The sequence below is a fragment of the Bacillus sp. EKM206B genome, from assembly GCF_011066015.1.
GTDB lineage: Bacteria > Bacillota > Bacilli > Bacillales > Bacillaceae > Bacillus > Bacillus velezensis.
Genome location: NZ_JAAMNL010000003.1, coordinates 532897 through 559347 on the forward strand (window position 1 = coordinate 532897; position 26451 = coordinate 559347).

25 protein-coding genes are annotated in these 26451 nt (G+C 48.6%); 8 read left to right on the plus strand and 17 right to left on the minus strand.

Going from position 1 to position 26451, the window contains the following annotated elements:
* Positions 1 to 158: 158 nt before the first annotated feature.
* The 4 genes from G9F50_RS08720 to G9F50_RS08735 form a co-directional block, all read right to left on the minus strand.
* A complete protein-coding gene (locus tag G9F50_RS08720) occupies positions 159 to 2762 on the minus strand; it encodes a DNA translocase FtsK (RefSeq protein ID WP_060562746.1) in 2604 nt (867 codons plus the stop codon).
* A gap of 167 nt (positions 2763 to 2929) precedes the next feature.
* The gene (ytpR, locus tag G9F50_RS08725; RefSeq protein ID WP_003152375.1) at positions 2930 to 3535 is read right to left on the minus strand and encodes a YtpR family tRNA-binding protein; all 606 of its coding nucleotides are present in this window, start codon (positions 3533 to 3535) and stop codon (positions 2930 to 2932) included.
* Between the two features lie 14 nt (positions 3536 to 3549).
* Positions 3550 to 4359 (minus strand): DUF1444 domain-containing protein, encoded by an 810-nt coding sequence (locus G9F50_RS08730; RefSeq protein ID WP_012118213.1) that lies wholly within the window; start codon positions 4357 to 4359, stop codon positions 3550 to 3552.
* A gap of 15 nt (positions 4360 to 4374) precedes the next feature.
* Entirely contained in the window at positions 4375 to 4698 is a 324-nt protein-coding gene (locus G9F50_RS08735) for a thioredoxin family protein (RefSeq protein ID WP_003152373.1), read from the minus strand.
* 197 nt (positions 4699 to 4895) lie between these two features.
* Here G9F50_RS08735 and G9F50_RS08740 point away from each other — a divergent pair, with 197 nt between their 5' ends.
* Entirely contained in the window at positions 4896 to 5342 is a 447-nt protein-coding gene (locus G9F50_RS08740; protein WP_012118214.1) for a YtoQ family protein, read from the plus strand.
* Between the two features lie 33 nt (positions 5343 to 5375).
* Here the strand turns inward: G9F50_RS08740 and G9F50_RS08745 are convergent, their stop codons facing one another.
* Positions 5376 to 6449 carry a M42 family metallopeptidase gene (locus G9F50_RS08745; protein ID WP_060562747.1) on the minus strand — a complete coding sequence of 358 codons (1074 nt, stop codon included), beginning with the start codon at positions 6447 to 6449 and terminating at the stop codon, positions 5376 to 5378.
* 158 nt (positions 6450 to 6607) lie between these two features.
* Here G9F50_RS08745 and G9F50_RS08750 point away from each other — a divergent pair, with 158 nt between their 5' ends.
* Positions 6608 to 6925, plus strand: coding sequence for a PepSY domain-containing protein (locus G9F50_RS08750; RefSeq protein ID WP_003152366.1), 318 nt, complete (start codon positions 6608 to 6610; stop codon positions 6923 to 6925).
* 55 nt (positions 6926 to 6980) lie between these two features.
* Here G9F50_RS08750 and G9F50_RS08755 read toward each other — a convergent pair whose 3' ends face one another.
* The 3 genes from G9F50_RS08755 to trmB all read right to left on the minus strand — a co-directional run bounded on the left by G9F50_RS08755 (position 6981) and on the right by trmB (position 10314).
* The gene (locus tag G9F50_RS08755) at positions 6981 to 8678 is read right to left on the minus strand and encodes an NAD-dependent malic enzyme (protein ID WP_024085698.1); all 1698 of its coding nucleotides are present in this window, start codon (positions 8676 to 8678) and stop codon (positions 6981 to 6983) included.
* Between the two features lie 78 nt (positions 8679 to 8756).
* Positions 8757 to 9602: a YtnP family quorum-quenching lactonase gene (locus G9F50_RS08760; RefSeq protein WP_060562748.1), complete on the minus strand. Its 846-nt coding sequence runs from the start codon at positions 9600 to 9602 to the stop codon at positions 8757 to 8759.
* 58 nt (positions 9603 to 9660) lie between these two features.
* Entirely contained in the window at positions 9661 to 10314 is a 654-nt protein-coding gene (gene trmB, locus G9F50_RS08765) for a tRNA (guanosine(46)-N7)-methyltransferase TrmB (RefSeq protein ID WP_060562749.1), read from the minus strand.
* Between the two features lie 186 nt (positions 10315 to 10500).
* Here trmB and G9F50_RS08770 point away from each other — a divergent pair, with 186 nt between their 5' ends.
* Positions 10501 to 10779, plus strand: a complete 279-nt coding sequence (locus G9F50_RS08770; protein WP_003152357.1) for a YtzH-like family protein — start codon at positions 10501 to 10503, stop codon at positions 10777 to 10779.
* Here the strand turns inward: G9F50_RS08770 and G9F50_RS08775 are convergent, their stop codons facing one another.
* From G9F50_RS08775 to thpR, 4 genes are all read right to left on the minus strand, one after another.
* A complete protein-coding gene (locus tag G9F50_RS08775) occupies positions 10780 to 11577 on the minus strand; it encodes a phosphotransferase family protein (protein WP_060562763.1) in 798 nt (265 codons plus the stop codon).
* A gap of 270 nt (positions 11578 to 11847) precedes the next feature.
* Positions 11848 to 12777 (minus strand): YegS/Rv2252/BmrU family lipid kinase, encoded by a 930-nt coding sequence (locus G9F50_RS08780; RefSeq protein WP_060562750.1) that lies wholly within the window; start codon positions 12775 to 12777, stop codon positions 11848 to 11850.
* A gap of 52 nt (positions 12778 to 12829) precedes the next feature.
* A complete protein-coding gene (locus G9F50_RS08785; RefSeq protein WP_060562751.1) occupies positions 12830 to 13762 on the minus strand; it encodes a hypothetical protein in 933 nt (310 codons plus the stop codon).
* Positions 13763 to 13788: 26 nt separating this feature from the next.
* Positions 13789 to 14340: an RNA 2',3'-cyclic phosphodiesterase gene (gene thpR / locus G9F50_RS08790; RefSeq protein ID WP_012118221.1), complete on the minus strand. Its 552-nt coding sequence runs from the start codon at positions 14338 to 14340 to the stop codon at positions 13789 to 13791.
* An 89-nt stretch (positions 14341 to 14429) separates the two neighbouring features.
* Here thpR and cysK point away from each other — a divergent pair, with 89 nt between their 5' ends.
* Positions 14430 to 15401 carry a cysteine synthase A gene (gene cysK, locus G9F50_RS08795; RefSeq protein ID WP_101536299.1) on the plus strand — a complete coding sequence of 324 codons (972 nt, stop codon included), beginning with the start codon at positions 14430 to 14432 and terminating at the stop codon, positions 15399 to 15401.
* Positions 15402 to 15438: 37 nt separating this feature from the next.
* Here the strand turns inward: cysK and pepV are convergent, their stop codons facing one another.
* On the minus strand, positions 15439 to 16830 hold the full coding sequence (pepV, locus tag G9F50_RS08800) for a dipeptidase PepV (RefSeq protein ID WP_060562752.1): 1392 nt from the start codon (positions 16828 to 16830) through the stop codon (positions 15439 to 15441).
* Between the two features lie 95 nt (positions 16831 to 16925).
* On the opposite strand from pepV, the gene G9F50_RS08805 reads away from it, so the two are divergent.
* A complete protein-coding gene (locus tag G9F50_RS08805) occupies positions 16926 to 18230 on the plus strand; it encodes an NCS2 family permease (protein ID WP_060562753.1) in 1305 nt (434 codons plus the stop codon).
* Between the two features lie 32 nt (positions 18231 to 18262).
* Here the strand turns inward: G9F50_RS08805 and G9F50_RS08810 are convergent, their stop codons facing one another.
* Both G9F50_RS08810 and G9F50_RS08815 read right to left on the minus strand, forming a co-directional pair.
* The gene (locus tag G9F50_RS08810; protein WP_060562754.1) at positions 18263 to 19423 is read right to left on the minus strand and encodes an ABC transporter permease; all 1161 of its coding nucleotides are present in this window, start codon (positions 19421 to 19423) and stop codon (positions 18263 to 18265) included.
* Positions 19420 to 20124: an ABC transporter ATP-binding protein gene (locus G9F50_RS08815; protein ID WP_003152339.1), complete on the minus strand. Its 705-nt coding sequence runs from the start codon at positions 20122 to 20124 to the stop codon at positions 19420 to 19422. Before G9F50_RS08815 ends, G9F50_RS08810 begins: the two co-directional genes overlap by 4 nt.
* 279 nt (positions 20125 to 20403) lie before the next feature.
* Here G9F50_RS08815 and G9F50_RS08820 point away from each other — a divergent pair, with 279 nt between their 5' ends.
* Complete coding sequence (locus tag G9F50_RS08820) at positions 20404 to 20625, plus strand: DeoR family transcriptional regulator (RefSeq protein ID WP_003152337.1); 222 nt, start codon at positions 20404 to 20406, stop codon at positions 20623 to 20625.
* Between the two features lie 127 nt (positions 20626 to 20752).
* On the opposite strand, the gene G9F50_RS08825 is transcribed toward G9F50_RS08820, so the two are convergent.
* Both G9F50_RS08825 and G9F50_RS08830 read right to left on the minus strand, forming a co-directional pair.
* Positions 20753 to 21472 (minus strand): pseudouridine synthase, encoded by a 720-nt coding sequence (locus G9F50_RS08825; protein ID WP_060562755.1) that lies wholly within the window; start codon positions 21470 to 21472, stop codon positions 20753 to 20755.
* A 56-nt stretch (positions 21473 to 21528) separates the two neighbouring features.
* On the minus strand, positions 21529 to 23166 hold the full coding sequence (locus G9F50_RS08830) for a putative polysaccharide biosynthesis protein (protein ID WP_003152313.1): 1638 nt from the start codon (positions 23164 to 23166) through the stop codon (positions 21529 to 21531).
* 207 nt (positions 23167 to 23373) lie between these two features.
* Here G9F50_RS08830 and G9F50_RS08835 point away from each other — a divergent pair, with 207 nt between their 5' ends.
* Both G9F50_RS08835 and opuD read left to right on the plus strand, forming a co-directional pair.
* On the plus strand, positions 23374 to 24639 hold the full coding sequence (locus G9F50_RS08835; protein ID WP_060562756.1) for a BaiN/RdsA family NAD(P)/FAD-dependent oxidoreductase: 1266 nt from the start codon (positions 23374 to 23376) through the stop codon (positions 24637 to 24639).
* A gap of 176 nt (positions 24640 to 24815) precedes the next feature.
* The gene (gene opuD / locus G9F50_RS08840) at positions 24816 to 26351 is read left to right on the plus strand and encodes a glycine betaine transporter OpuD (RefSeq protein ID WP_012118228.1); all 1536 of its coding nucleotides are present in this window, start codon (positions 24816 to 24818) and stop codon (positions 26349 to 26351) included.
* Positions 26352 to 26451: the final 100 nt, after the last annotated feature.

A 26451-nucleotide genomic window follows, 5' to 3' on the forward strand; every position in this document is an offset into this window, starting at 1 on the left:
GCACAGCGGCGCTTCCATTTATTTTTACGTTATCGTCAGTATCTGTAACTTTCTTTTTGATTAAACCTGCCGCATGATATTTCAGCGCGTGACAGTGATGCAGTTTTGATGGTCCATCCACTATCATACCATGTTTGTGAGAAAAATGAACGATATTCTTATTCTTGAGCAATGTCAGCGGCCGTAATCAGCACTTCACGGGGTTTGCTGCCCTTCGCTTCTGAGATCATGCCTTCGGCTTCCATCATGTCAATCAGCCTCGCGGCGCGGTTATAACCGATTCTGAACCTTCTTTGAAGGCTTGAGGTGCTGGCGCTGTTTTGCTCCACGACGAATTGGCACGCCTCAGGAAACAGTTCGTCTTCTTCCTTGAGGGCGGTTCCCTGCCTGATCAGTTCTTCCTGTTCAAACAAATAAGAAGGCGGCAGCTGCTTTCTGACATGAGAGACGACGCGGTCAATTTCTCTGTCGGATACAAAGTTGCCCTGCAGGCGCACCGGTTTTCCGGTACCGTTTTCCCAGTACAGCATGTCGCCTTTTCCGAGCAGCTTTTCCGCTCCCGCCATGTCGATGATTGTTCTGGAATCTACCTGGCTTGAGACGGAGAATGCAATCCTCGTCGGTATGTTTGCCTTGATCATTCCGGTAATGACATCGACAGACGGACGCTGTGTCGCGACAAGCAGATGAATGCCGCAGGCTCTCGCTTTCTGCGCGATTCTGGCAATGCTTTCTTCCACATCGTTCGGCGCGACCATCATTAAATCGGCAAGCTCATCAATGACCACTACGAGGTACGGAAGCTTTTCGCCTGTCTTATGATCGGCGGTTAATTCATTAAAGCGGCCGATATCTCTCACACCCGAATGGGCAAACAGTTCATATCGCCGTTCCATCTCTTCCACAACCCATTTTAACGCGGCGGTCGCGGCTTTGGCGTCCGTGATGACGGGGCTGACCAAATGCGGAATTTGGTTATAAGGCGCAAGCTCGACCATTTTCGGATCAATCAGAAGCATTTTGACATCACTCGGATCCGCCTTATAAAGCAGACTGACCAAAATGGTATTGATGCAGACGCTTTTTCCCGATCCTGTCGCACCCGCTATCAACCCGTGCGGCATCTTTTTCAAATCAATGACGACCGGGTTTCCGGAAATATCGACACCGAGCGCGGCTGTAAGCGGAGACGGATTCGTCCTGAAAGCGGCGCTTCTGATCATCTGCCTTAAATCAACGACTTTGCTTACGCGGTTCGGAACTTCAATGCCGATCGTGTTTTTACCGGGGATCGGCGCCTCAATCCGAATATCCTTGGCAGACAGGCTCAGTTTAATATCATCTGCTAAGTTTGTAATTTTGTTTACTTTAACTCCGGGCTCAGGATGCACTTCAAAACGTGTGACGGACGGGCCTTGTGTGACATGAACGACTTGGGCGCGCACATTAAAGTTTTTCAGTGTAACGTTTAAAAGCTCGCGCTGTTCTTCAATCCACGATTGGTCGTCATGTCTTTGCGCCGGCGGGACGTCCAGAAGCGACAGATTCGGAAAGACATAGCTCGCTCCGCCCTCTGGCGTCTTCGCCTGCTTGTGTTTATCGCTTTTAAGCATCATGACGTTAAACGGTACATTGCGCTCTTTCGGCCGCTCCGCTTTTCTCACAGTCTGAGGCTGTCCGTGATGCTCCGTTTTTTCTTCGGCAGGCCGGGACGGGGCATCGGCCGTCTCGATGCTTGCAGGTTCAGGCTCGGGGTCTGAATGCCGCGTGACTGCATTGTACTCAGGCTGAGAGTCTGCTTCCTGTTCCGCGTCGGTTTCAGCTGATTCGGGCTTGTCTTCAGACTGCGGCTGAACTTCCTCATCGTATCCGGGTTCTGTGTATGTATACACCGTTTCTTCTGCGGTTTCAAAAGGCGGTGCTTTTTCCGGCTCAGGCTCCTGATATTCCTCCTGCGGCGCCGCTTGTTCCTCTGTGTTTTCAGCCGTTCGGGATGCTTCATACTCAGGCTCTTTAATAGGCTGCGGGCGGGTTTGTTCATGCTCTTGTTCTTCTGTAAAGCCGGCAGACTCCGCGCTTTCCGTGTGCTCCCGCTCTTCAGTCTGCTGCGGTTCTGCTGCTGCAAACACTTGCTCTTTTGCATTCTCAGCCTCGGTGTGAAGCTCCTCTTTTTTAACGGCCGGGATTTCTTCCGTTTCTTGTTTCGTAAACTGTTCTGGCCGGTCATTCGTCTGTTTTGTTATGCCGGATGTTGTGAAGACGGGCTCTTTTTCCGTTTCCTGACCGGCTTTTGGCGGAACAAATTCCTCCTCTGACAGCAGTGTTACGTTCTCTTCACGCCGCTTTTCGGATATAGGCGCTTTTTTTATGCTGTGCTGAGATTGAAAGCCGTAAACCGGTGAAGGAATGGATGACGGTTTAAAGGGCTTTTTCACCGTATCAGGCTCTTTATGTGTATGCTGTTTCCGCTCGGTTTGCTCCTTCCCGGCGGCATAATCCCGGGACGGCTGGCGGCGTTCGTGCCTTTCCCGCTGTCTTTGGTTTTGCTCCGTTCGCTTATAGCCGTCCGGAACGACAGGGAAGCGGAAATTCCCTTTCGGATATTCGTAATATATTTTAGGATCTTCCATGCGCGTGAATTTGCCTTCTGGCTGATCCGGTATCTGCTGTTTCGGGATTTGGGCATGCGTGTTTGGTTCACGTTCATGCTCTTCTTCTTTTTCACCTAAAAATAAGTCGAAAAATTTATTCAGCCAACTCATGTTTAATCACTCTCTAACTCCCTTTTTAGTAGTCTGGGACGATATTTAGTATACCATTGCCGGGCGGCTCAGAAAAGATTAAGCTCCCAACTGAAGAAAGCCGTTAAGCAGACCTGCTTAACGGCTTTCTCTCACATCATTCGATTCTGTGCGCTTATTTATGGGAGTTAGAATTGAAATGCTTCGCCGGCCTCGCGGCTGTCTTCAAGAACAAGAATCCCTTTTTCCGCCGGCGCATCCGGCAAAGCGAGTTCTTTCGCGGAGCAGATCATGCCGCTTGACGGAACGCCTCTTAATTCAGCGTCTTTAATCACAAGCCCGCTCGGCATCACCGCGCCGACTTTAGCGACGACGACTTTTTGCCCTTTGTCCACGTTCGGCGCGCCGCAAACGATTTGAAGGGTTTCCTCTCCCACATTCACTTGGCAGATATTCAGTTTATCCGCATTCGGATGTTTTTCTTTCGATTCAACGTGACCGACAACAAATTTCGGAGAAAGGTCAACTGTCAGCGTTTCTGAAACACCGTTTCTGTTCAGTATTTCATTCACATCCTGAACGAATGTCTCAGACAAAGCGACGGGGCCGTTGTCCTCAATCTGTAAGTAAGAAGACACGTTAAAAATGTTAAAGCCCGTCGTTTCTTTTGTTTCTTTGTTAAAGATTCTGACGACATCGCCTTCTCTTTCATAGCCGATTTCTTCGCGTGCCGCATCTTTAAGAGAGATCAGAAGCGTATCTCCCACACCTTCTTTATTGTAAAAAGCGTTCATAAGAAAAATCCTTTCTAATCCTTTTTCGGCCGGCTTTTCGCCATGATAAACACAGGTTCCAGTCTGCCTTCATTATACAGAAATGAAAGGGCCGTAATCGGCACCGTGCCGCTTGCAAAGAAGCTCATGGACATTTGCCCTAAAATATCATAACCCGATTCATTTCGAATGTCAGCAAGTATTAATACATCCTGATGCGGGACGGAAATCGCCAATTCGCCTTCAGCGGCCTGCTTGTATTCATGAAGAATCGAGTCATTGAGAATCCGGCTGGCGTCATAGCCGTCATTCGCCCTGAAAAAATAAAAATAATTGTCCGCAACCGTATCCTGTTTCACAACTGAAGGAAGAGAGCGGAGATTGAATGACGCCGTCTCCCTGATCCGTTCTTTTGTCCAGTTTTCTTTCTCGAGCATACGGCTGTCAATTAAGCGGTACGTCTTGCCGAGGTCAAGCGCGTAGTAGATTCTCGTTTCGGCCGTATGGTCATCATACACGAGCGGAATGCCGTCGCTCGTTTGATCGGGAAATGATGTGGAGCGGATGACCGGATAGATTCCGGCTTCCTTTCCGGACATCTCCTGTCCGCTGCCTTCCATCGCCTCCATTGCTTCTGACACATAGTAGACGATTTCGTCGATCGCTTCTTCTTTTTTCGTCTCCCACTTCGCAATGATAGGCGGGAGCTCCAATGTGATGCCTTTTTTGGTCGTTTGATCCTCAACACGGAGGGTGTCTTTTTCTCTGTCAAAAAAGAAGGATCGGTTCTCGTGCTGCAGGCGCTGTTTTAATAAATCCGCCAGCTTCCTTGACGTCATTTTCAAAGCCCGTGGCCTCCTTTATGCTTTAGCAAGGGAATCGGTTAAAAATTGCTCAATTTCTTCTTTTGTTTTACGGTCTTTGCTGACGAAGCGGTTCACTTCTTTTCCTCCGTTAAACACAACAAAGCTCGGAATGCCGTAAATTTCCCATTCCGCGCATGTATCAATAAATTGATCGCGGTCTACGTAGTAATAAGTGAATTCAGGAAAGTCCGCTTCCAGCTCAGGGAGAAACGGCTCCACAAAGCGGCAGTCCGGGCACCAATCCGCTGAAAACATAAATACCGCCCAATCGTCTTGTACCGCTTTTTGCAATTCTTCCGTGCTTTCAATCTTTTTCATTGTCATTCCTCCATCTGGATTATGAGTTTTTTATATGCTGATGTTTGTCCAATTGGATCATACCAGACTGTTTACAGCAAGACCAACTATATGCAATATCATTATCATATTTCATTTGCATTATCAAGCAAGTTTCGTTTACCATTTTGCTTGTAGCCGTACGAAAATCTGAATATGTACATAAGGAGGGGCAAAAGATGCAGTTTGTCGTGTATTTAGCGGGTGAAATCCACAGTAATTGGCGGGACGAGATCAAACAAAAAGCAACATCGCTGGACCTGCCGATTACGTTTGTCGGCCCGATGGAAAACCATGAACGCTCAGACAATATCGGAGAAGAGATTATGGGCGTGCAGCCCGATTCTGTTTTAAAAGACGCCAGAGCTTCTGATATCAACAATTTCCGTACAGAGGTGCTGATGGAAAAAGCCGATTTTGTGATCGCCCTGTTTGGCGAGAAATATAAGCAGTGGAATACCGCGATGGATGCTTCTTATGCCATCGCAAAAGGAAAGCCGCTCATTCTCATCCGTCCGAAAGAACTTCATCATCCGCTGAAAGAGCTTTCCGGAAAAGCGAATATCACGGTCGAAACCGTCAATCAAGCGATGAAAGCACTCTCTTATTTATTTGAAACAGAATAAGCAGGCCGCCTTTATGCGGTCCTGCTTATTTTTTTACACATTTTCTCTGATCGTTTCGACCGTCTGTTTGTCACTCGCCATGACCAGCTTAATGAGCATTTCTTTCGCCGCGGCATAATCATCGACATGGATGATAGCGGCATTTGTATGAATGTATCTTGAACAAATGCCGATGACGGCAGACGGAACCCCGCTGTTTGATATGTGGACCCGTCCGGCATCCGTTCCCCCGCCTGAAGCGAAATATTGATAAGGGATATCGTGCGTTTCCGCCATATCAAGGACGAACTCTCTCATCCCGCGGTGCATGACCGTCGTTCTGTCGAGAATGCGGAGCAGCACCCCCTCGCCGAGACGGCCGAACAGCTCCTTATCGCCGCTCATATCATTTGCCGGGCTAGCATCAAGCGCGAAAAAGAGATCAGGCTGAGTCATGTTGGCCGCTGTCTGCGCCCCTCTCAAGCCGACTTCCTCCTGAACGGTGGCCCCGGCGTACAGATTGTTCGGCAGGTCTTTTCCGTGCAGCTCTTTTAATAGTTCAATGCTTAACCCGCAGCCGTAGCGGTTATCCCACGCTTTGGACAATATTTTCTTCTCGTTGGCCATCGGGGTGAACGGGCAGACAGGCACGACCTGCTGTCCCGGTCTGATCCCCATTTTGACCGCGTCCTCTCTGTCATCGGCACCAATATCAATCATCATATTTTTGATCTCCATCGGCTTTGCGCGCTGGGCATCCGTTAAAATGTGGGGCGGGATGCTTGAGATGACGCCGATAATCGGTCCGTTATCCGTCTGCACCTCGACGCGCTGGGCAAGCAGCACCTGGCTCCACCAGCCGCCGAGCGTCTGAAATCTCAGCATGCCGTTATCCGTAATCTGTGTCACCATAAACCCGACTTCGTCCATATGCCCGGCTACCATAACGGTCGGCGCATCTTCAGCGCCGCGCCTTACTCCGAAAACACTTCCGAGTCTGTCCTGCACGATGTCATCCGCATATTTCGCAAGCTCCCGTTTCATAAAGGAGCGGACCTGATGTTCATTCCCCGGTGCGCCGGGAAGCTGCGTCAGCGTCCGGAAAAGCGTTTTCGTTTCCTCATTCATATTTTCCCCTCATTTCTATGTAATGCTTTTATTTTATTAGAAAAACAACTGTTTTCCAAGCGCTCAGATTGAATGGGCTGTAAAACCGCCGCTTTACTTAACACCGTCTGGCATCTTCTGTATAATAAAAACTACGACATAATTGGAGGTGCTTCATATTGAAATTACGTCATTTTCTCTTAGGTGCAGGAGTCGGATTATGCGCTGCCATCGCAGTGAAAAAGTATGCGATGAAACCTTATATCTCTTCAGAAAAAGCGCTCCGTATCGTGAAAGCGGCTTTTAAACAGCGCGGGCCGATAGACGGATCATGGATTTACACAGAGCCCGAGCCCTACCAGGTAAACGGAGAAACCATCCAGGTATACAAAACCGGCGTGACACGTTCGGCATTCGGCGAACTGGAGCAATATGAAGTTATGGTCAATGCAAAAACAGGCCAGATTGTCGATGTCATTGATTCTGTCGCCTCATAATTCGGACAAGCAAAAAATAAAGCCCAAAACCATCAGCGTTTTGGGCTTTATTCGGTTACATCGGCCGAATTCGTTTATATACGGGGTTCCACATCGCGTCCTGCACCGCTTGGATCAGATCCTCGGGTTCCGTTTCCGCTACACCGTCCTGAATCGCAGCTTTAGCTACGGCTACCGCCACTGTTGCCGATACCGTCCTGAGATCCTCCACTTTCGGAAGCATCGGCGCCCCCGGCTTGCCGACGTCCACCATACCGGCGATGGCATTCGCGCAGGCAACGAACATATTGTCCGTAATGAGCCTTGCTTTTGTCACAATCGTGCCGAGCCCGAGTCCCGGGAATACGAGCGCGTTGTTCGCCTGTCCGATATGGTAGGTAACGCCGTTATACGCAACAGGCGGGAACGGACTTCCCGTTGTGACAAGCGCGCGGCCTTCCGTCCATTTAATTAAATCTTCAGGTTTTGCTTCTGATAATGTCGTCGGATTTGACATCGGCAAAATAGCCGGCCGTTTGACATGTGAGGCCATTTCTTTAACGATTTCTTCCGTAAATGCGCCTGAGACGGTGGATGTGCCGATCAGGATCGTCGGCTTGGCCTGACGCACCGTCTCCGCCAGATCAATTGATCCGCCTTCACCGCTGCGGCCGTACTCTTTCACTTCATCAGCAGGGCGGGCGTACGGAACCTGAAAATCACGCAGGTCCTTCATATCATCCGTTAACAATCCGTTTCTGTCGATACACCAAAAGCGGCTGTATGATTCTTCTTCGCTTAATCCGTCATGCACCATGGCTTCGCGCAGCTGCTCAGCAATTCCGATACCGGCCGTTCCCGCGCCGAAGACGACGACTTTATGCTCTTTTAAAGGCACTTTTGATGCTTTCGCACACGCTAAAACAGCTGCAAGCGACACCGCGCCCGTTCCTTGAATGTCATCGTTAAACGTACAGACTTTATCTTTATACCGTTTTAATATGCCGCGGGCGTTAGCCGTACCGAAATCCTCCCAATGAAGCAGCGCATTCGGGAATGTTTCCCGGGCAAGCGAGACATACTCATCAATAAAGCGGTCATATTTCTCGCCGCGCACTCTTGAATGCTGGTTTCCGACGTACAGCGGGTCATTTAAGAGGCTTTCTTGATTTGTCCCGGCATCTAATACGACCGCAAGCACTCGTGACGGATCAATTCCGGCCGCCGCCGTATACACCGCGAGTTTTCCGACAGAAATGGCGATGCCGCCGACGCCCCAGTCACCGATTCCCAGAATACCCTCCGCATCTGTGGCAACGATTAAGTCAATGTTTTCATTTTTTCCGAACTGCTGAAATGCGGCGCGCATTCCTTCAGGATCATCTATTGACAAATACAGACCGCGGGGTTTTCTGTACTCGTGGCTGTAACGCTGGATCGCGGTGCCGACGGTCGGCGTATATACGATCGGCAGCATTTCGCCTAAATGATCATTTAACAGCCTGTAAAATAACGTTTCATTCCGATCATGGAGAGCGGTCAAGTACACATTTTTGCTCAGCTCATCAGGCTGCGAACTGAATTGTTCGTAGGCCCGCCTCGCCTGCTCTTCGATTGTCAATACTTTCGGCGGCAGAAATCCCTCGAGCCCGAGTTCCTTTCTTTCCTCCTGTGTAAAGGCCACCCCTTTATTTAAAAAAGGCGTAGAAAGCACTTCTAATCCGCGCAGAGTTGTTTTGATTTCTCCATCTTTCGTCACTTGAAATTGATTCACCTGTCTCTTCCTTTCAAAGCAATTTGTCTTAGGTTTGCTTTTATTCCCGAAATTCATACAGGTAAATCATCGATCCGCCTATTTTTTCTCCCGTCTGACAGATGCAGCCACTTCGCCGTCTTCTCCCCATTTTACCGCTCTGTAAATCGCATCGTGATAGAAGATCAGCCAGGCGTCTTTTTCTGCCGCGAACGTCTGCCATTTCTGCTTTTGCGGAATGGAGGTCATCGGATAATCATCATATGCCAGCACCCATAGCGGATTTTTATGCGCATTCGTCGGCATCAGGTCGGCAAAATGCACAGCCGTCTCCCCGCCGTCTTCTAAGACGATGACGCTGTGGCCGTCGCTATGGCCGCCGGTGTGGTGCATCGTAATGCCTTCTGTCAGCTGATACTCGTTCTCAAAGGTTTCGACCTGATCTTGTACCGCCTCCCAATTTTCTCTCCAATATGTATTTTTCGATCTGATATTAGGGTTTCTCATTTCGCGCCACTCTGTTGCAGAAGTGATAATGCGGGCATTCGGGAAAACAGAGACAAGCTCCTCTCCGCTGTATTCCGTCAAGCCGCATGCATGGTCAAAATGAAGATGGGTCATCGCCGCAATATGAATGTCCTCACAGGAAAGCCCGAGTTCACGAAGAGAGTGTTTTAAATTGGATTCCTGTGTTACACCGTAATTCCTTTTTTGTTTATCAGAAAATTTCCCTCTGCCGATACCCGCGTCAACCAATAGATTCAGGCCGTTTGTTCTGATCAGAATCGGGTCTGTTCTTAATTCAATCTGGTTTTTGTCATTTACGGGGTATTTTCTCGACCATAAAGGCTTCGGGACAACGCCGAACATCGCTCCGCCGTCCATATGCGTTACACCGCCGTCCAGCCATGTTAATGAAATATTCCCAATATTCAATGTCTCCATCTTGATCCCTCCTGATGTAATGGTAGCAAATGGCGGCATAAAAAAACAGACTCCCGCATCAGAGTCTGTCTTTTGTTCTCCATTCAACTTCGGCCCGGTAAATCGGCTGGCCGAGCGCGGAGAATTTTTCTTCGTATTCTGTCATAATATTGCCCTTCGGATCGCTGTTGTGCAGATCAAGACTGACTTCCGTCAGAAGCAGGCCGTATTCGGAAAAGCTTTTCAGAGAGTATTCGAATAAATCGCGGTTATCGGTTTTAAAATGAATCTCACCTGTTTCGCCCATCACTTCTTCGTATTTTTTCAAGAACGTTTTAAATGTTAAACGGCGCTTTTCGTGACGGTTTTTCGGCCACGGGTCAGAAAAGTTTAAATATACGCGCTTGATTTCGCCCCGTTCAAATACGTCATTCAGTGTTTCCGCGTCTATATTTAACAAACGGACATTGTGAGCCCCGCTGTCCTTTACTTTTTGGACGGCAGTGACGATGACGCTTTTAAACAGTTCGATCCCGATATAGTTGATATCCGGATTCTGCTTGGCCATTCCTGAAATGAACTGCCCTTTTCCCGTACCGACTTCAATATGGATCGGGTTGTCATTGCCAAAGACCGTGTTCCACCGCCCTTTATACTGGGCCGGATCACTGATGGCGATGTCAGCGTTTTCTGCCAGAAAATCATTCGCCCAAGGTTTATGGCGCATTCTCATATGATTGACACCTCTATCTATAATTTCGAGTAACAACATACCATGAAACATAAAGAGCCGCAAGCGCCTTTTAAAGGCGCCGGCTGCATAAAAAAAGAGGCTCCCCCGGTCCGGAACACTCATGTGATGCATAAAACCGCACCGCTTTGCACAATGTATGACACAGAAAGGATGTGTATATGAATCATGGGCTTAACAAGCGAACATCAGGTCCGGTTATTAAAGGACATATTGGCCGACCATCAATTGGATTGCTGCGGCACGGTTGCCGAGTATGAACAGCTGGAGCGCGTCATCAAATCACTGATGGCCAACACCGGGCTTGATTCAAATATAAAAAACGTGCTCGAGGACGTCTACCGCTACAGCCAGTCCGGCATCACGGCCGATTCCATCGACACGCATATTCAGGAGCACCAAAACCATTTGTCCCAATGGGTGGAGCAGATGGATTCGTACTCCTGACTACTTGACAATCCGCTTCATCAGGGCATGAAGCTCTTCCATGGCATCATGATACGCTTTGTCGTTTCCTTTTGATTTGTGCCAGGCGATGAAGGTGATGGTCTCCGATAACATGTACCACGCCATCCGCAGCCGAAGCCCTTCCGTGAGCTTCATGCCGTACATCCCAAGCCAGCTGTCCCACGCTGGCTCTTCGACGTAATGATACAATAAAGGGCCGAGATCCATGGCCGGATCGGCTATCATGGCGCCGTCCCAATCTATTAAATACAGCTGGTTGTCTTCTGACAGAAGCCAGTTATTATGATTCACATCACAATGGCAAACGACTTTTTCACCGAATTGCACCTGATCCACATGAGCTTCCAAATAAGCAAGGCCTTCCTGAATAAGCGGCGAAAATTGCCGCACGGCAAAGACGGCCTGCTTCAGCTGCGTCAAAAGGGCGCCCGGATCAAGCGGTTCTTTTCCCAATCTTTTCAGCATGTCGAGCAAAGCTTTTGATGTGTGGATTTTGCGGAGCAGCTCAGCCACCGGGCGTCCGCTCATATCCTTTGCCTTCAGCTCCCTGCCCGCCATCCAATGCTGAGCCGTAATGACGTCTCCGTTTTCCATCCGTTTTGTCCAAACCAGCTTCGGAACAATGCCTTCAGCGGATAACACGGCTAAAAAGGGCGAGCTATTACGTTTTAAAAAAAGCTGTTGGCCGTTATGTTTCGCATAATATGCATCTCCTGTAGCTCCTCCGGCGGGGAAGATCTCCCAATCGCTACCTAGTAATTGTCCCAACCAGTTCATATCAATGTTCAACCCATCATTTCTTAAAATATTTTAGAATAGGCCTCCAGCCTTTCTCTATTGGCGGAGCGGCCTGTCATAAACAATTTCATGAGAATAAAAAAGACAGCTATTGAGAGTCTCATATGCTAATCAATAGCCGTCCTATAAATTTTAGCGCTACAGCACAAACTTCGTCAAGCAAAACTAGCAAGAACACCTGTGAATTCTGAAGATTTATGCCGCGAACCGCTCTTTGCCGTGAATCATTTGACGGGTTTCATTTGTTTATTATGTTTTTATTTTCAACGGTGCGTCGCCCGGCATAAGCCGAAACGGCGTCGTTCCGATCAGCTCGCCGTCAGCGTGAAACGGAATTTTCCCATCTGTTTCAAAAACGAATTCCTTCCCCTTTATCATCGTCACTCCGTCCATTTTGATATGCCGGCCGAAGCTCATCGCCCATAAAAAACGATACAGCGAGAAAAAGGACAGGTTTTCTGCAATGACAATATCAAAATGGTTTTGACGGGGATTTGCTGAAGGCGCCGCTTTCATGCCGCCTCCGTAATAAGGATGATTAGCCGCAATGACAAACCAGACATTGCGGAATTCACGCCTCTGGCCGTCTGCCGTGCAAACAAATCTGAACGGCTGAAACCCCGAGGCCGTATGTAAATGCGCGAGCGGGTAAATCACAAAACCGAGACGCAAAAACCGAAGAATGCGCGATAACGGAAAATTCACGGCTGCCTTCAAAACTGAGGCATCGAAACCGACAGACAGGTGGTTAATAAAATAAAGTGATTGCGCTTTGTCATGAAAAAAGTTGATGTTTCCCGCAAAAAATTTCCGTGTGAGCGGGCGGTGCAGACTTTTGATTTCTTGGAGGAGCGCCGACTTCTTAATACCGAGCCCTTTGGAAAAGTCATTGTACGAACCGGCGGGCACAAAGGTCAGCTCAATCTGATCCGTTCCTTTCAGTCCGTTAATGACTTCATGCATCGTCCCGTCACCGCCGATGACGAACAGCCGCTTAAGCTTATGATCCTGCATCATTGAAATCTGTCTCGCCAGCACCTCCGCATGTCCGGGATGCCCGGTCAAAAAAGAGCGGTGGCTGACCCCGCGCCTGGTCAGCTCTTTTTGAACTGATTTCCAGACACGCCGTCCCCGCCCGCCTCCTGAGACCGGATTAATAATAAAAAACCATTGACTCATCGTTTGTTCTCACCTGCTTCATAGATGAAGAGACAGCCGGCAAACGTCCGCTTTAATCAAGCCATTCCTGTCTCCGGCTTGAATCGCTCAAGCCGTAAGACAAAAGAGCCTTCGCCGCCTTCAGCTGGTGGTGCTTGATCGGCGCCGTATTTTTCTGCTGCTTTTCCAGCCACCCTGCGGCAGTCCGTTTATCAGCTATTTCCAGCCCGTACGGCGGCTCCGGGTAATCAATATAAGACGTTCTGCTGAGCAAAAGCTTCCGCACGGGAATGTCGGCCTGCTTTTCTTTTATGATTTGCGAAACGACCGAGCCCGTCCGGTGCAGGCTGAGAGACGGATTCAATACTTGGCGCGTGCTGCCGGAGCCTCTTTCTTCCCAAAAACGGTGTTTTGATCCGATATATACGCTGTCCTCTTCCGCTTCCATAAAAGCGGCGCAGAAAATCTCCAGCGGCGAGATGATGATAATGCTCAGTTCGACGGACGCCTGCTGAATTTGCAGAACCGGATGATACATCACAAAATAGGAATCGGGCAGCTTTTGAGCCAGCATTTTTAACATCCTGTCCCTTTTGACCGCCTGCGAAAGCTCAGACTTTTGAGAAAGCGTGGAGCTCGCCCATTTTAATTGAAAGTCATACAGCTGATCTTTGAAAAAAGGCGCGAGCTCAGACTTTTGAGACGGAAGATTCCCGAACAGCGCCTCTTCTCCCTCCGGTTCATCAAACCATTGGTGCCTCTTTTCATTTATATCGGCCGTATTTTCTTCTTTTCTCTTTTTTAAGGAAAATTTTTTCCTGGCCGGCGCTTGATCGGTTTCCCCGCCGGCAGCCGTTTCCGTTTCCGTTTCTTCCGTCATCCGGTCAAACGCTTCAAGAAGCGCCTCCCAGCGTTCTTTCTTCAGCCGGATAAACTGGTTCATATAATGGTATGGATCAAGTTCATATCTGGATATGCAGTCGTGAATTTTGATGATCTGTGCCATGTGATTTCTCCACTCCGAATATTTGTTTATGTCAATTGAAACTGTGCGATTTCTTCGTATTTAGGCGACCGGTCAAGATGGGTCTGAAACAGGGAAAACCGGCTGACGGCACTTTGCACCCTGCCGCTTTCAAACGGCACATCGTCAGGAAACGGCCGGTCTCCCGCCCACTTCCGCGCCATCGTCATATGAGGGTGATACGGCCGTTTTTCCACTTGAAAACCGGCTTTCAAAACAGCCTGTTTTGTTTTTTCCCGCAAATCAAAGAGCAGTTCATTCCGTTCGGGCTCAAGGTGAAGCACTCTCGGCTGTCTGCGGTCGCCGAAAATATCCAGATGCTGAAACTGTACGGTAAACGGCTGCGCTGCCGATGCAGCATCTGCGAGCAGAGACGATAATTTCGCAAGCCGTTCTTCATCCGCGGCTCCGAGAAAAATGAGTGTAATATGATAGTCATGCGGGTGCACCCATTTTTTGAATGATAACGCCGGCTCCTTTTTGGCTGCTTCCCAAATCGGTTCAGCAATGTCAGCCGGAATCGGAATGCCGATAAAATAATGCGGCAATGAAGCTTTCATACGAGGATCTCTCCCTCTTTGGTTATGGTGTTATTATAAAACGGATAAGCGGAGAGGAGAACCCTGTCCGCTCATTATGATAGGATATTATGTACCGAACGTTTTATACAGAAAGGAATGAGCCGGCCTTGAAAATCGCAAACAGCACGGCGGAGCTGATCGGCGGCACACCGATCGTAAAGCTCAATCGCCTTCAGCCAGAACATGCAGCACAGGTCTATTTAAAATTAGAATCGTTTAACCCGAGCGGCAGTGTCAAAGACAGAGCGGCTTTCAATATGATCATTGAAGCGGAAAACAGCGGGCATTTAAAACCCGGCTCTGTCATCATCGAACCGACAAGCGGCAACACAGGCATCGGCCTGGCGATGAACGCGGCGGCGCGCGGCTACAAGGCAATTCTCGTCATGCCTGACACGATGACGAAAGAACGCATCAACCTCCTGAAAGCGTACGGCGCGGAGGTTGTGTTAACACCGGGGGCGGAAAGAATGCCCGGCAGCATCAAAAAAGCGAAAGAACTCGCCGAACAGATTCCGGGAAGTTTTATCCCGATGCAATTCGATAACGGCGCAAATCCAGATGCCCACCGAAAAACGACCGCCATTGAAATCTATCAGGCCGTTCAGCAGCTCAACAGACCGCTCGGTGCTTTTGTGGCAACGGCGGGAACGGGCGGAACCATTACCGGAACCGGAGAAACGCTTAAAGAGCTTTTTCCGGATATGCTTGTTCATGTCGCCGAGCCTGCGGGATCCCCCGTCCTGTCTGGCGGAAAACCCGGCGCTCATAAGCTTGTCGGGACAAGCCCCGGATTTATTCCCGGCATACTGAATCAGGACGTTTACGATGAAATCATGAAAATATCTGATGAAGATGCGTATACGACAACACGGCGTCTGGCCCGGGAAGAAGGCATACTCGTCGGCCCGTCTTCAGGCGCCGCCTGCTTCGCCGCCATTGAAACCGCCAAACGCCTCCCTTCCGAACAGATCGTCATCTGTATGACGGCCGATACGGGAGAACGTTATTTATCAACGGATTTATGGTCATTTGAATGATAAAAAGGGATGCCGCTTTCGGCGTCCCTTTTTATTATCACTTGGCAAGCTCATAAATGGCTTCGGCATATAAAGCCGTTGACCTGAGAAGGTCATCGATTTCAATGTACTCATCCTTTTGATGCGCGCTGTCAGGCCGGCCGGGGAACAGCGGCCCGAACGCGACGCCCGCCGAAAGGGATCTCGCATACGTTCCTCCGCCGATTGAAATCAGATCCGCTTTCTTTCCCGTTTGTCCTTCGTAAACCTTTTGAAGCGTCTTTACGAGCGGATGATCAGCAGAAACGTGGTGCGGTTTGCTGTCTTTAAATTCTTCAAGCCGGAATTCTTCAGCAGACGTAAAAGCATCACGGATGACTTTGCTGTCTGAAGTGACGGGATAACGGATGTTGATGCCGAGTTCTCCTTCCTCACCCTTTCTGTATGTAAAGGTGCCGACATTCAATGTCAGCTCTCCGCTGATGTCATCCCTGCAATCAATTTTCAGCTTTTTGCCTCGTGTATCATTTGAAAAATAGTCACTGATGGTTTTGACAAAGTGCTTTCCGACTCCATCCAGCTCTGTTCCGTTAAGGCATTCAGCAAGCTTTAAGCCGGCATTGACACCATTATCCGGTTCCATCGCGTGGCATGATTTTCCGTACACCCGAAGCGTCAGTTTTCCATTTTCCGAAACTGCTTCACCTTGTGTTTTTGACTGCTCAAGCCATTTGCTGAAATACGCGTGCACGGCATCAAGACCGTTCCCTTCAATAACCGCTTCAGCCGCATCCGGCACCATGTTCAAACGCAGTCCTGAACGGAATGACAGAAGCACGTTTTTTGCGTCTTTGTCAGAAGCGCTTTTTACAATGCGCAGTGACGCATCTATAATTCCTTTTTCCGCGTTAATGATCGGAAAATCTGCGTCAGGAGCAAAGCCGATGTCAGGCATTTTTTCGTGTTTGAAGTAGTGATCCACGCATCTCCAATCACTTTCTTCATCCGTTCCGATGATGATTCTCACGCGTTTGGATAAAGGGAGCTGCATGTCTTTGACGATTTTCAGCGCATAAAACGCCGCCATTGTCGGCCCTTTATCATCAATGGCGCCTCTGGCATATATCCGGCCATCCCTGATATCGGCTGAAAACGGATCGCTCGTCCAGCCGTCTCCGGGCGGAACGACATCGACGTGGCACAAAACGCCGACGATTTCGTCACCCGTTCCCCATTCAATATGGCCCGCATAGCCGTCAAGATTCTTTACGGTGAAGCCTTCTTTTTTACCGAATTCCAGCAGTGACGTCAGGCTGGCATTGACGCCTTCTCCAAACGGCCGGCCGGGACCGGCTGTTGATTCGTCCATTACGCTGTTGATCTGCAAAAACTTCTGCGTGTCACGGATCAGATCTTCTTTATTTCTGATGACTTCAACTTCCCAGTTCATCACAAATCCCCTTTCTTGATAAAGACTTGCAAAATGTCGATAAAACGAATAATATAGATGATGTTTTGAAAAAATGTTCGTCATTGGAGGTACTTATGTTTCATCTCGACAAGCATCAAACGACAATAAAAAGAGAAATTACCGCGGGATTGACCACCTTTTTCACAATGGTGTATATCATTGTCGTCAATCCGGTGATCCTTTCCAATGCGGGAATTCCGTTTGACCAGGTATTCACCGCGACGATTATCGCTTCCATTGTCGGAACTTTATGGATGGCTCTCGCTGCGAATTATCCGATCGCCATTGCCCCCGGCATGGGCTTAAACGCGTATCTTGCCTTTCACGTTGTCGGCACAGGCAGCGGCATTACGTATCAGACGGCTTTCAGCGCCGTTTTTATCGCGGGAGTCATCTTTATTATTTTATCGTTAACGCCTTTAAGAAAACAACTTATAGAAGCGATTCCGGACAATTTAAAATACGGAATTACGACCGGCATCGGCTTATTTATCGCTTTTATCGGCTTACGCCAATCCGGAATCATCACGGCTGATAAATCTAATCTGGTCGCACTCGGCGATCTTCATTCGCCCGCCGTCATTTTAACGCTTATCGGACTTATCATCAGTATTGTACTGATGGTGCTGAATGTTAACGGGGCTCTGTTCATCGGAATGGCGCTGACCGCTATCATTGCCTTTTTGACCGGACAGATCCATTTCGCGAAAGGATTCATGTCCTTCCCGCACCTGCCGGAGGGGCTTTTGATCACAAATCCGTTCGGTGCCCTCGGGGATGTCGTGCATCACGGTCTGTACGCTGTTGTGTTTTCTTTTCTTCTCGTTACGATTTTTGACACGACCGGCACCATGATCGGTGTCGCCGAACAAGCGGGACTGATCAAAAACAATCAGCTGCCGAATGCCAGAAGAGCGCTGTTGGCTGATTCGACCGCTACGACGGTGGGAAGCATCTTCGGCACCAGCCCGACGACCGCGTTCGTTGAATCTTCAGCAGGTGTGGCGGCCGGCGGAAGAACGGGTCTGACGGCGCTGACGATTGCCGTTATGTTTGCCGTTTCCATGTTTTTCAGCCCGCTTGTCAGCGTCTTATCGGAAGTGTCCGCGATTACGTCACCGGCTCTGATTATTGTCGGCAGCCTGATGATGGGTGCTGTGTCGAATATCCGCTGGAATGAGCTTGATGAAGCGTTCCCGGCCTTTCTCGTCATTTTGGCGATGCCTTTAACGTCCAGTATTTCAACCGGAATCGCACTCGGCTTCATTTCATATCCGCTTGTTAAAGCAGCTAAGAAAAAATGGCGCGAAATCCATCCTTTAGTCATCATCTTCGCCGTGCTGTTTTTTATTCAGCTTTTTATTTTGAACGGACATTAAGAAAAATCCCTTTCCTTTTCGGAAAGGGATTTTTACATATAAAGAACGGAAAGAATCGCGGCAATGAGACACCAGGCGGAACAGATGATTTGAATGACGGTTAATGCGCTGTTTCGCGCCCGGAAATAGTCATCACTGTCTCTCTTGATACCGCTTAAAACCGGTTTATCCGTGATCCGGTCAAATAAAAGTGACGCGGCATAGCGGCTGACGATCGCAAATAAAATAAGGACTGCCGGCTTCACTAAGAGCGGAAGAACGAGAATAAGAGCCGTAAAAGCCGCGGTTAAAAGGTAAAGCTGCCGGAGATACCCGCCGTTTCGGATCAGCACTTTAAAAAACAATTCTTTCCACGCCGTATACGCCGACCGTTTTGTAAAGATGTGCTTTGAGCCGGGATATAAAAACGGCTTGTTCCGCCCTTTATTTTTACCATTCGGGAGCTGCACATCATGGCTGAGCATCAAAACAGAGGCGGCGAGTGAAAGCTTCCGCCTGTTCTCCTCAAGCACTTCTTCCTCAAAGGCTGATAATGTCTCCGTCCCTTTCCAAGTCAAAAAAGCGGAACAGATGAACAATATACATCCCGCCGGCCAAAGCCAATACCATTCGGCGGCAAAGGTGATCATAAAAAACGCACCCGCCGTCAGAACCATCACTTTCAGCCAGCCCGCCGCCTGATTCCCGAATGTCCGCCTGCTGTTTTTTCTGTGCCGGTGCACCGCTAATATCGCGGTATGGAAGCCGAACAGACAGCAAAACATACCTGAATATGCCGGTAAGGTACAGTCACCGTACTGGCGCCATAAGGGAAATAATAATACGGCAAGCGCACCCCATTTGATAAGGGAAAGGAACATCGAATACAAAAGCGCGTACCGTTTCAGCTTTTGCATCAGATGTTTTGCATGCACCAAAAACACGTGATCCGCTTCCAGCAAAAAGGTATGAATAAAACCCGTGCACAACAGCAGGGCACTGAATACATACAGCCAGCCCCATCCCAATACTCCTGCCGCTCCACTAAGAAGCCCCCTGCCGTTCAGCCATTCAGCATATTGATAAACAGCAAATGCGGCAGCGGGAAGAACGATATACAGCGCGACCGTCCAATCAATGACCGTCTGAAACACCTTCCATTGATACCGCCAATAATGAAACAGCCTTTGAAAAAACAAAGCCCGCCCGGTCATCGCTGACTGCTCCGAACCGCTGAATAAAAGCAATCCAGCAGTGAACGGCTCCCCGTTTTTTCCTGAAGCTCCTCTAACGTGCCTTGAAGAAGCAGAGCGCCCTGATCCAGCAAATAAAATCGGTCGCAGATTTTTTCCGCCGTATCCAGAACATGCGTGCACATCAAAATCCCCGCGCCCCTTTCTTTCTCAGCAATCAGCATGTCGGTAAACAGCTTTGTTGAGATCGGATCAAGTCCGATAAAAGGCTCATCAATGATGTAAATATCCGGCTTCGCCAAAAATGCCTGTATGAGCATCAGCTTTTGCTGCATCCCTTTTGAAAAACCGGAAGGCAAATCATGTTTTACAGACGTCAGCGAAAACTCTTCAAGCAGCCGCCCTGCCCGCTCACGGCACTCTTCCCCTTCTATACCCCGCAATGACCCGGTCAGCTCGAGGTGCTCCCAAAGCGTCAGTTCATCGTAAAAACTCGGACGCTCCGGTATGTAAGCATAAGATGAATCATTCCACTCAATACCGCCTTCTATATCCCGGGACAGCCCGAGAACCGCCTTTATCACTGTACTTTTCCCCGCGCCGTTCGCTCCGATTAAACCGGAAATTTCACCAGCGTTGACTGACAGAGATACATTCGAAATCACCTTCGGCCTGTCAGCATAACCGGCGCAGACAATGTTTGCATTCAATAATTCTCCCAAACTTCTCACTCCCCCGTTTTCATACGGACATGTATAAAAAAAGTTTCAGTTTCCATAATAATAAAAGCGGGCCGGACATAGTAATGCACCAAGGCTGTACCCATTTGAAAAAATTACCTGCGCTTATTCCTAGATTCATGTCGTCCATATCGTGTATAATGGAGGCAGTTAAAAGAGAAAAAACAGAATGTCATCCTTTGTTGCTTATTCGTACGAAGTTTTAGAGTCGAAAGTTGTGGTATATCAAGTCCATCCGATCTTATGATAGGGAGTGGTTTTTTGAAACCTTCAACAAATCGTATGCTGACTCGGATTAAATCAGTTTACATGTTCATCCAGGAAAAAGGCCTTGTGACAACACAGGAACTGGTTGATGAATTCGGCATTACACCTAGAACCATTCAGCGAGACTTAAATGTGTTAGCATACAATGATCTTGTTCATAGTCCTAGCCGAGGCAAGTGGGAGACAACACGAAAAAAAGTGAAAATTACATCTTAAGCGAACAATTACATAAGGCCCTTTTCGGCCTGACATGCTGCAAGGCAAAGCAGCGTCTTTGCCTTGTTTTTTGTTCCTCTATATAAAAAGCCCAAAACAAATCTGTTTTGGGCTTTTCTGATATCGATTACACTTCTGCGCCTCTCAGCGTTTCGAGCTCCTCTTCAGTCAGCTCGCGGAATTCTCCCGGTTTAAGATCCGGGTCAAGTGAAACAGCCCCCATCGAAAGCCGCTTCAAATAAGCCACTTCATTTCCGACAGCCTTTGCCATCAGCTTCACCTGGTGATATTTGCCTTCTGTAATGGTCAAGTGAATCAGCGTTTCATCCGGGCTTTCTGTAATAATTTCAACGGCTGCCGGCTTCGTCTTATAGCCTCCTTCAATGACGACGCCTCTTTCCAGATGAACGATGTCTTCCGGTGACAGAGGTGAAGTTAACCGGACCTCATATGTTTTAGGCACATGCTTTTTCGGAGAAAGCAGGCGATGAGCGAGCTGCCCGTCATTGGTGAGAAGCAAAAAGCCTTCCGTATCCTTATCAAGACGTCCCGCCGGAAACGGTTCAAATCGCTGTTCTTCAGGCGTCAGCAGATCAACCACCGTTTGCTGGCGGCTGTCTTCTGTAGCGGACAGCACTCCTTGCGGCTTATTCATCATGACATAAATAAATTCACGATAGTCTGCCGGCTCTCCGTATACCGTGATGTCCTGTTTTTCCGGATCGACATGGGTTTTCACATCTTTCGCCGGCTCTCCGTCAATCATGACAGCCCCGGCCTTGACGATTTTTTTCACATCTTTTCTTGAGCCGAATCCGCTGTTGGCAAGCAGCTTATCAAGTCTCATCCTGATCCTCTCCTTTAAAAAGAAAAGCCCGCGATAAGCGGACTATTCATTATTTCTCAATGGGCGGAATGCCTGCCTCTCCTCAAAACGCGGGGCAGACGGTTTCCAAACATTTTCTGTAAAAATCCGATTCGGTATGCGGCAAACATGTACACCGCACCGCCGACAGCGGCGCAGACAAAGACGACAATCGCCGCATGCACCTGGCCGCTTTGGTATGTTACAAAGAAGCTGAGCAGCCATTGAGTCAGCTTGACCGCGACTCCCATCACGACGGACAGGACTGCGATTAAAATGACCCGTTTTATAAGTACCGTATACGAATAGCCCGCATGGCGCTTAATCATGATAAAACCGTACAGAAGAGAAGCGATATAACCGAGCGCCGTTGCCAAGATGGCCCCGTCTCCCTGAAACAGCTTGATCAGCGGCACGTTCAGCACCACTTTTATAATGACGCCGATGAAAAGGCTCACGACAGCAAATTTCTGCTTATTAATCCCTTGCAGGATCGCGGCGTTTACGGTAAACAGAGAAAACAGAATCGCGACAGGCGCGTACCAGAACAATATATCCTGTCCGATATCCGGGCGAAGACTTTCAGAGCCGTAGAAGAACGTATAGGCCGGACCCGATAACACGGACATCCCGACAACGGCGGGAATAACCAAAAACAGAATAATTTGCATCGTCTGGTTAATCTGCTGGTTCAAAAGCTTATAATTCCTGCTCGTAAACGATTCAGTAATCGTCGGAATCAGCGTCAGACCGAAAGCGGTCGCCAGAGAAACCGGGATCATCACAAGCTTCGGCACATAAAGGGTGACAATCGCAAGCATGTCCTGGCTGATATCCTTATGGCCCGCCGCAATCATCGCTTTATTAAACGTATTCGTATCGATATATGAATACAAAGGAATCGCCAGTCCGACAAATACGTAAGGAGCGGCATAACTGAAAAGCTCAATGAACATTTTTTTATAACTTAAGTTCGCAGACGGGACGAGATTCGGCTTCATCGCCAGAAGATCGCCCTTCCGCTTATTCCAGTAAATATAAAGGACGACAAGCCCTCCGAATGATCCGATCAGCGCCGCGAAAGTCGCGTATCCGACTGCGATGACAAGGCCGCCGTTGATCACTCTTAAAATCAAATACGTTGCGCCCAATAAAAAGATGATCCGGGCAAGCTGCTCCACAACCTGTGAAACGGCTGTCGGCCCCATCATCTGATGACCTTGGAAAAAACCGCGCACAAGACTCATAATCGGCACGACCAAAAGTGCCAGACTGACCATCCGGATGACATAAACGACGTGGTCAATCGTAAGTCCGTTGTTACTCGTGCCGCCGAGAGATGTTTCCGCAAAAAACGGCGCCGAAATATAAAGAATTGAAAAAGCGATCATCCCGGTTACGAGCATAACCGACATTCCCGCTCTCAGCATCCGCCTGCTCGTCTCATAGTCTCCTTTGGAGTTATATTTCGAGACAAATTTTGAAACCGCGGCGGGAAATCCCATCGTGGCAATGTTTAAAAACAGTGTATATTGATTATATCCGTATTGAAACAAAGCTCCGCCCGTCGCTCCGACCATCGCTCCGAACGGGATCAGATAAATCATCCCTAAAATCCGCGATATATAGGTGCCGAGCGTCAGCACGAACGTGCCCCTTAACAATTTGCTTGACATGTTTCCTCATCACCATTTTCTACGAAGATTCAACTTTTCTATTTTAACACAACTGGGCAATTAGACGGTAATAATTACAGCGGGAAACTTTTTGGGAAAGCTCTTTAAAAAACAAAATACGTTTAAGGATTCCCTTTCTTTCGCTATAATAGCAGAAAGCGGACATTTCCGCCTATTATACGTGAAAAAGAAAGTTGTTGATGAAATATGAAACATTATGACGTCATTGTGATCGGCGGCGGTCCCTCCGGTTTAATGGCTGCGATTGCCGCAGGCGAAGAAGGGGCGGACGTATTATTAATCGATAAAGGAAACAAGCTGGGACGGAAGCTGGCGATTTCCGGCGGCGGACGCTGCAACGTGACCAACCGCCTCCCCGTTGAAGAAATCATCAAACACATCCCCGGCAACGGCCGCTTTTTATACAGCGCGTTTTCCGAATTTAATAATGAAGATATCATCGCCTTTTTTGAAAAACTCGGCATTCAGCTGAAAGAAGAAGACCACGGGCGCATGTTCCCGGTGACGGACAAAGCGCAAAGCGTTGTCGATGCGCTTTTGAACCGATTAAAACAACTGAATGTCACCATCCGCACAAATGAAAAAATCAAAGAGGTGCGGTACGAGAACGGCAGGACAGCGGGCATTACGACAAACAATGACGAACACATTAACGCAGACGCCGTCATTATCGCGGTCGGCGGAAAATCAGTCCCGCATACCGGCAGCACCGGAGACGGCTATGCATGGGCGGAAGCGGCCGGTCATACCGTGACCGAACTCTTTCCGACGGAAGTGCCGGTTACGTCGTCAGAACCGTTTATTAAACAAAAAACACTTCAGGGGCTGTCCCTTAGAAACACGGCCGTCAGCGTCCTGAATAAAAAAGGCAAACCTATCGTCACACACGTGATGGACATGCTGTTTACCCATTTCGGCTTGTCAGGCCCCGCCATTCTCCGCTGCAGCCAGTTTGTCGTCAAAGAACTGAAAAAGCAGCCCGATGTCAAATTACGCATCGATCTGTTTCCCGGCATCAACGAGGAAGAGTTATTTCAAAAGATGCACAAGGAACTGAAAGACGCACCGAAAAAAGCGCTCAAAAACGCGCTGAAGCCGTGGATGCAGGAACGGTATCTGCTTTTTCTTCTGGAACGGAACGGTCTTGATCCGCAGACAAGCTTTACGGAACTGCCGAAGGATCAATTCAGGGCTTTTGTCAAAGACTGCAAACAATTTACGGTTGCCGCTGACGGAACGCTTTCTTTGGACAAAGCGTTTGTCACAGGCGGAGGTGTTTCCGTAAAAGAGATTGAGCCGAAACAAATGGCGTCTAAAAAAATGGAAGGCTTATATTTTTGCGGAGAAATACTCGACATTCACGGCTATACCGGGGGCTACAATATCACTTCAGCCTTTGTCACGGGGCGTCTCGCCGGTTTGAATGCAGGACGTTTCTCACGCTCGCTGTAAATGGTTTAAAGCGCATTTACCTGAGCGTCCCCGTTGATAATTGACCAAAAACATGATACAGTTTTCTGCGTTTTGTTTCACCTGATTGAGGGAACAGGAAGAAAGGAATGATCTGCAATCGTGCGACCATACTAAAAAGTGGCGTATTGAAAAAAATAGTCAGAGGGTGAGAACGTTTGAAGAAGAACATCTCCAGTGTTTTTTGGATTGTGATTGTCATCACAGCCGCTGCGGTTTTATGGGGGGCCATTTCTCCTGACAGCCTGCAGCAAGTCACTGATACGGCACAAAAATTTATTACGGATTCTTTCGGCTGGTATTATCTGCTGGTCGTTTCTATATTTGTCGGTTTCTGTCTCTTTCTCATTGTGAGTCCGATCGGCACAATAAAACTCGGAAAACCCGGGGAAAAACCGGAATTCGGCTTATTATCATGGTTTGCCATGCTTTTCAGCGCGGGCATGGGAATCGGTTTGGTATTTTACGGGGCTGCGGAACCGATCAGCCATTACGCCATCAGCTCTCCCTCAGGTGAAACAGAAACACCCCAAGCATTTCGTGATGCGCTCCGGTACACGTTTTTCCACTGGGGGCTGCACGCTTGGGCCATCTATGCGGTCGTCGCTTTATGTATCGCTTATTTTCAATTCAGAAAAGACGCGCCCGGTTTGATCAGCAGCACACTGACACCGCTTTTGGGCGATAAAGTAAACGGGCCGATCGGCAAAGCAATTGACTGTATCGCGGTGTTTGCGACCGTTGTCGGTGTGGCGACAAGCTTAGGGCTCGGAGCGACTCAGATCAACGGCGGTCTGCATTATTTATTCGGCATTCCGAAAACATTTTCCATTCAGCTGATCCTGATCGCTGTCGTGACCGTGTTATTTTTGATTTCTGCGTGGAGCGGAATCGGCAAAGGGATTAAATACTTAAGCAATACCAACATGGCGCTCGCGGCTATTTTAATGATCTTTATGCTCATTGCAGGCCCGACGGTGCTGATTATGAACTCATTTACCGATTCTATCGGCCAATACATCCAAAATATCGTGCAGATGAGCTTTCGCTTGTCTCCGAATGATCCCCAAAAACGCGAATGGATTAACAGCTGGACCATTTTCTATTGGGCCTGGTGGATATCCTGGTCGCCGTTTGTCGGCATTTTTATCGCCCGTGTATCAAGGGGCCGGACGATCCGGGAATTTTTAATCGGGGTGTTGGTGACACCTTGTATATTGGCTTTCTTATGGTTTGCGATTTTCGGTGTATCCGCGATGGATCTTCAGCAGAAAGGCGTATTCAATGTCGCGGGTATGTCAACGGATACGATGCTGTTCGGCGCACTCAGCCACTATCCGCTGACAATGGTGACATCCGTATTAACGCTTGTTCTGATCGCTGTATTCTTTATTACATCAGCGGATTCAGCGACATTTGTGCTTGGAATGCAAACGTCTTACGGCTCTTTGGACCCGTCAAACCGGGTGAAAATCATCTGGGGCGTCATCCAGTCCGCCGTGGCAGCTGTATTATTATATTCCGGCGGTCTGGCCGCACTGCAAAACACGGCCATTCTCGCCGCGGTTCCGTTTTCAGTCGTGATCCTTCTGATGATCGTGTCTCTGTACAAGTCATTAGCGAGCGAAAGAAAAGGAATCAAACAAGCGGAGAAATACCAAAAACCGAGAAGTCCCCGCGTCAAAAAAGCATAATGCATAAAAAAGCCCGGTATTTCGGGACTGACCCCATAAGATGAGACAAATAAAAACACCTTCAAGTTTGAATACGGATGAATGTTATCCGAAATTAGAC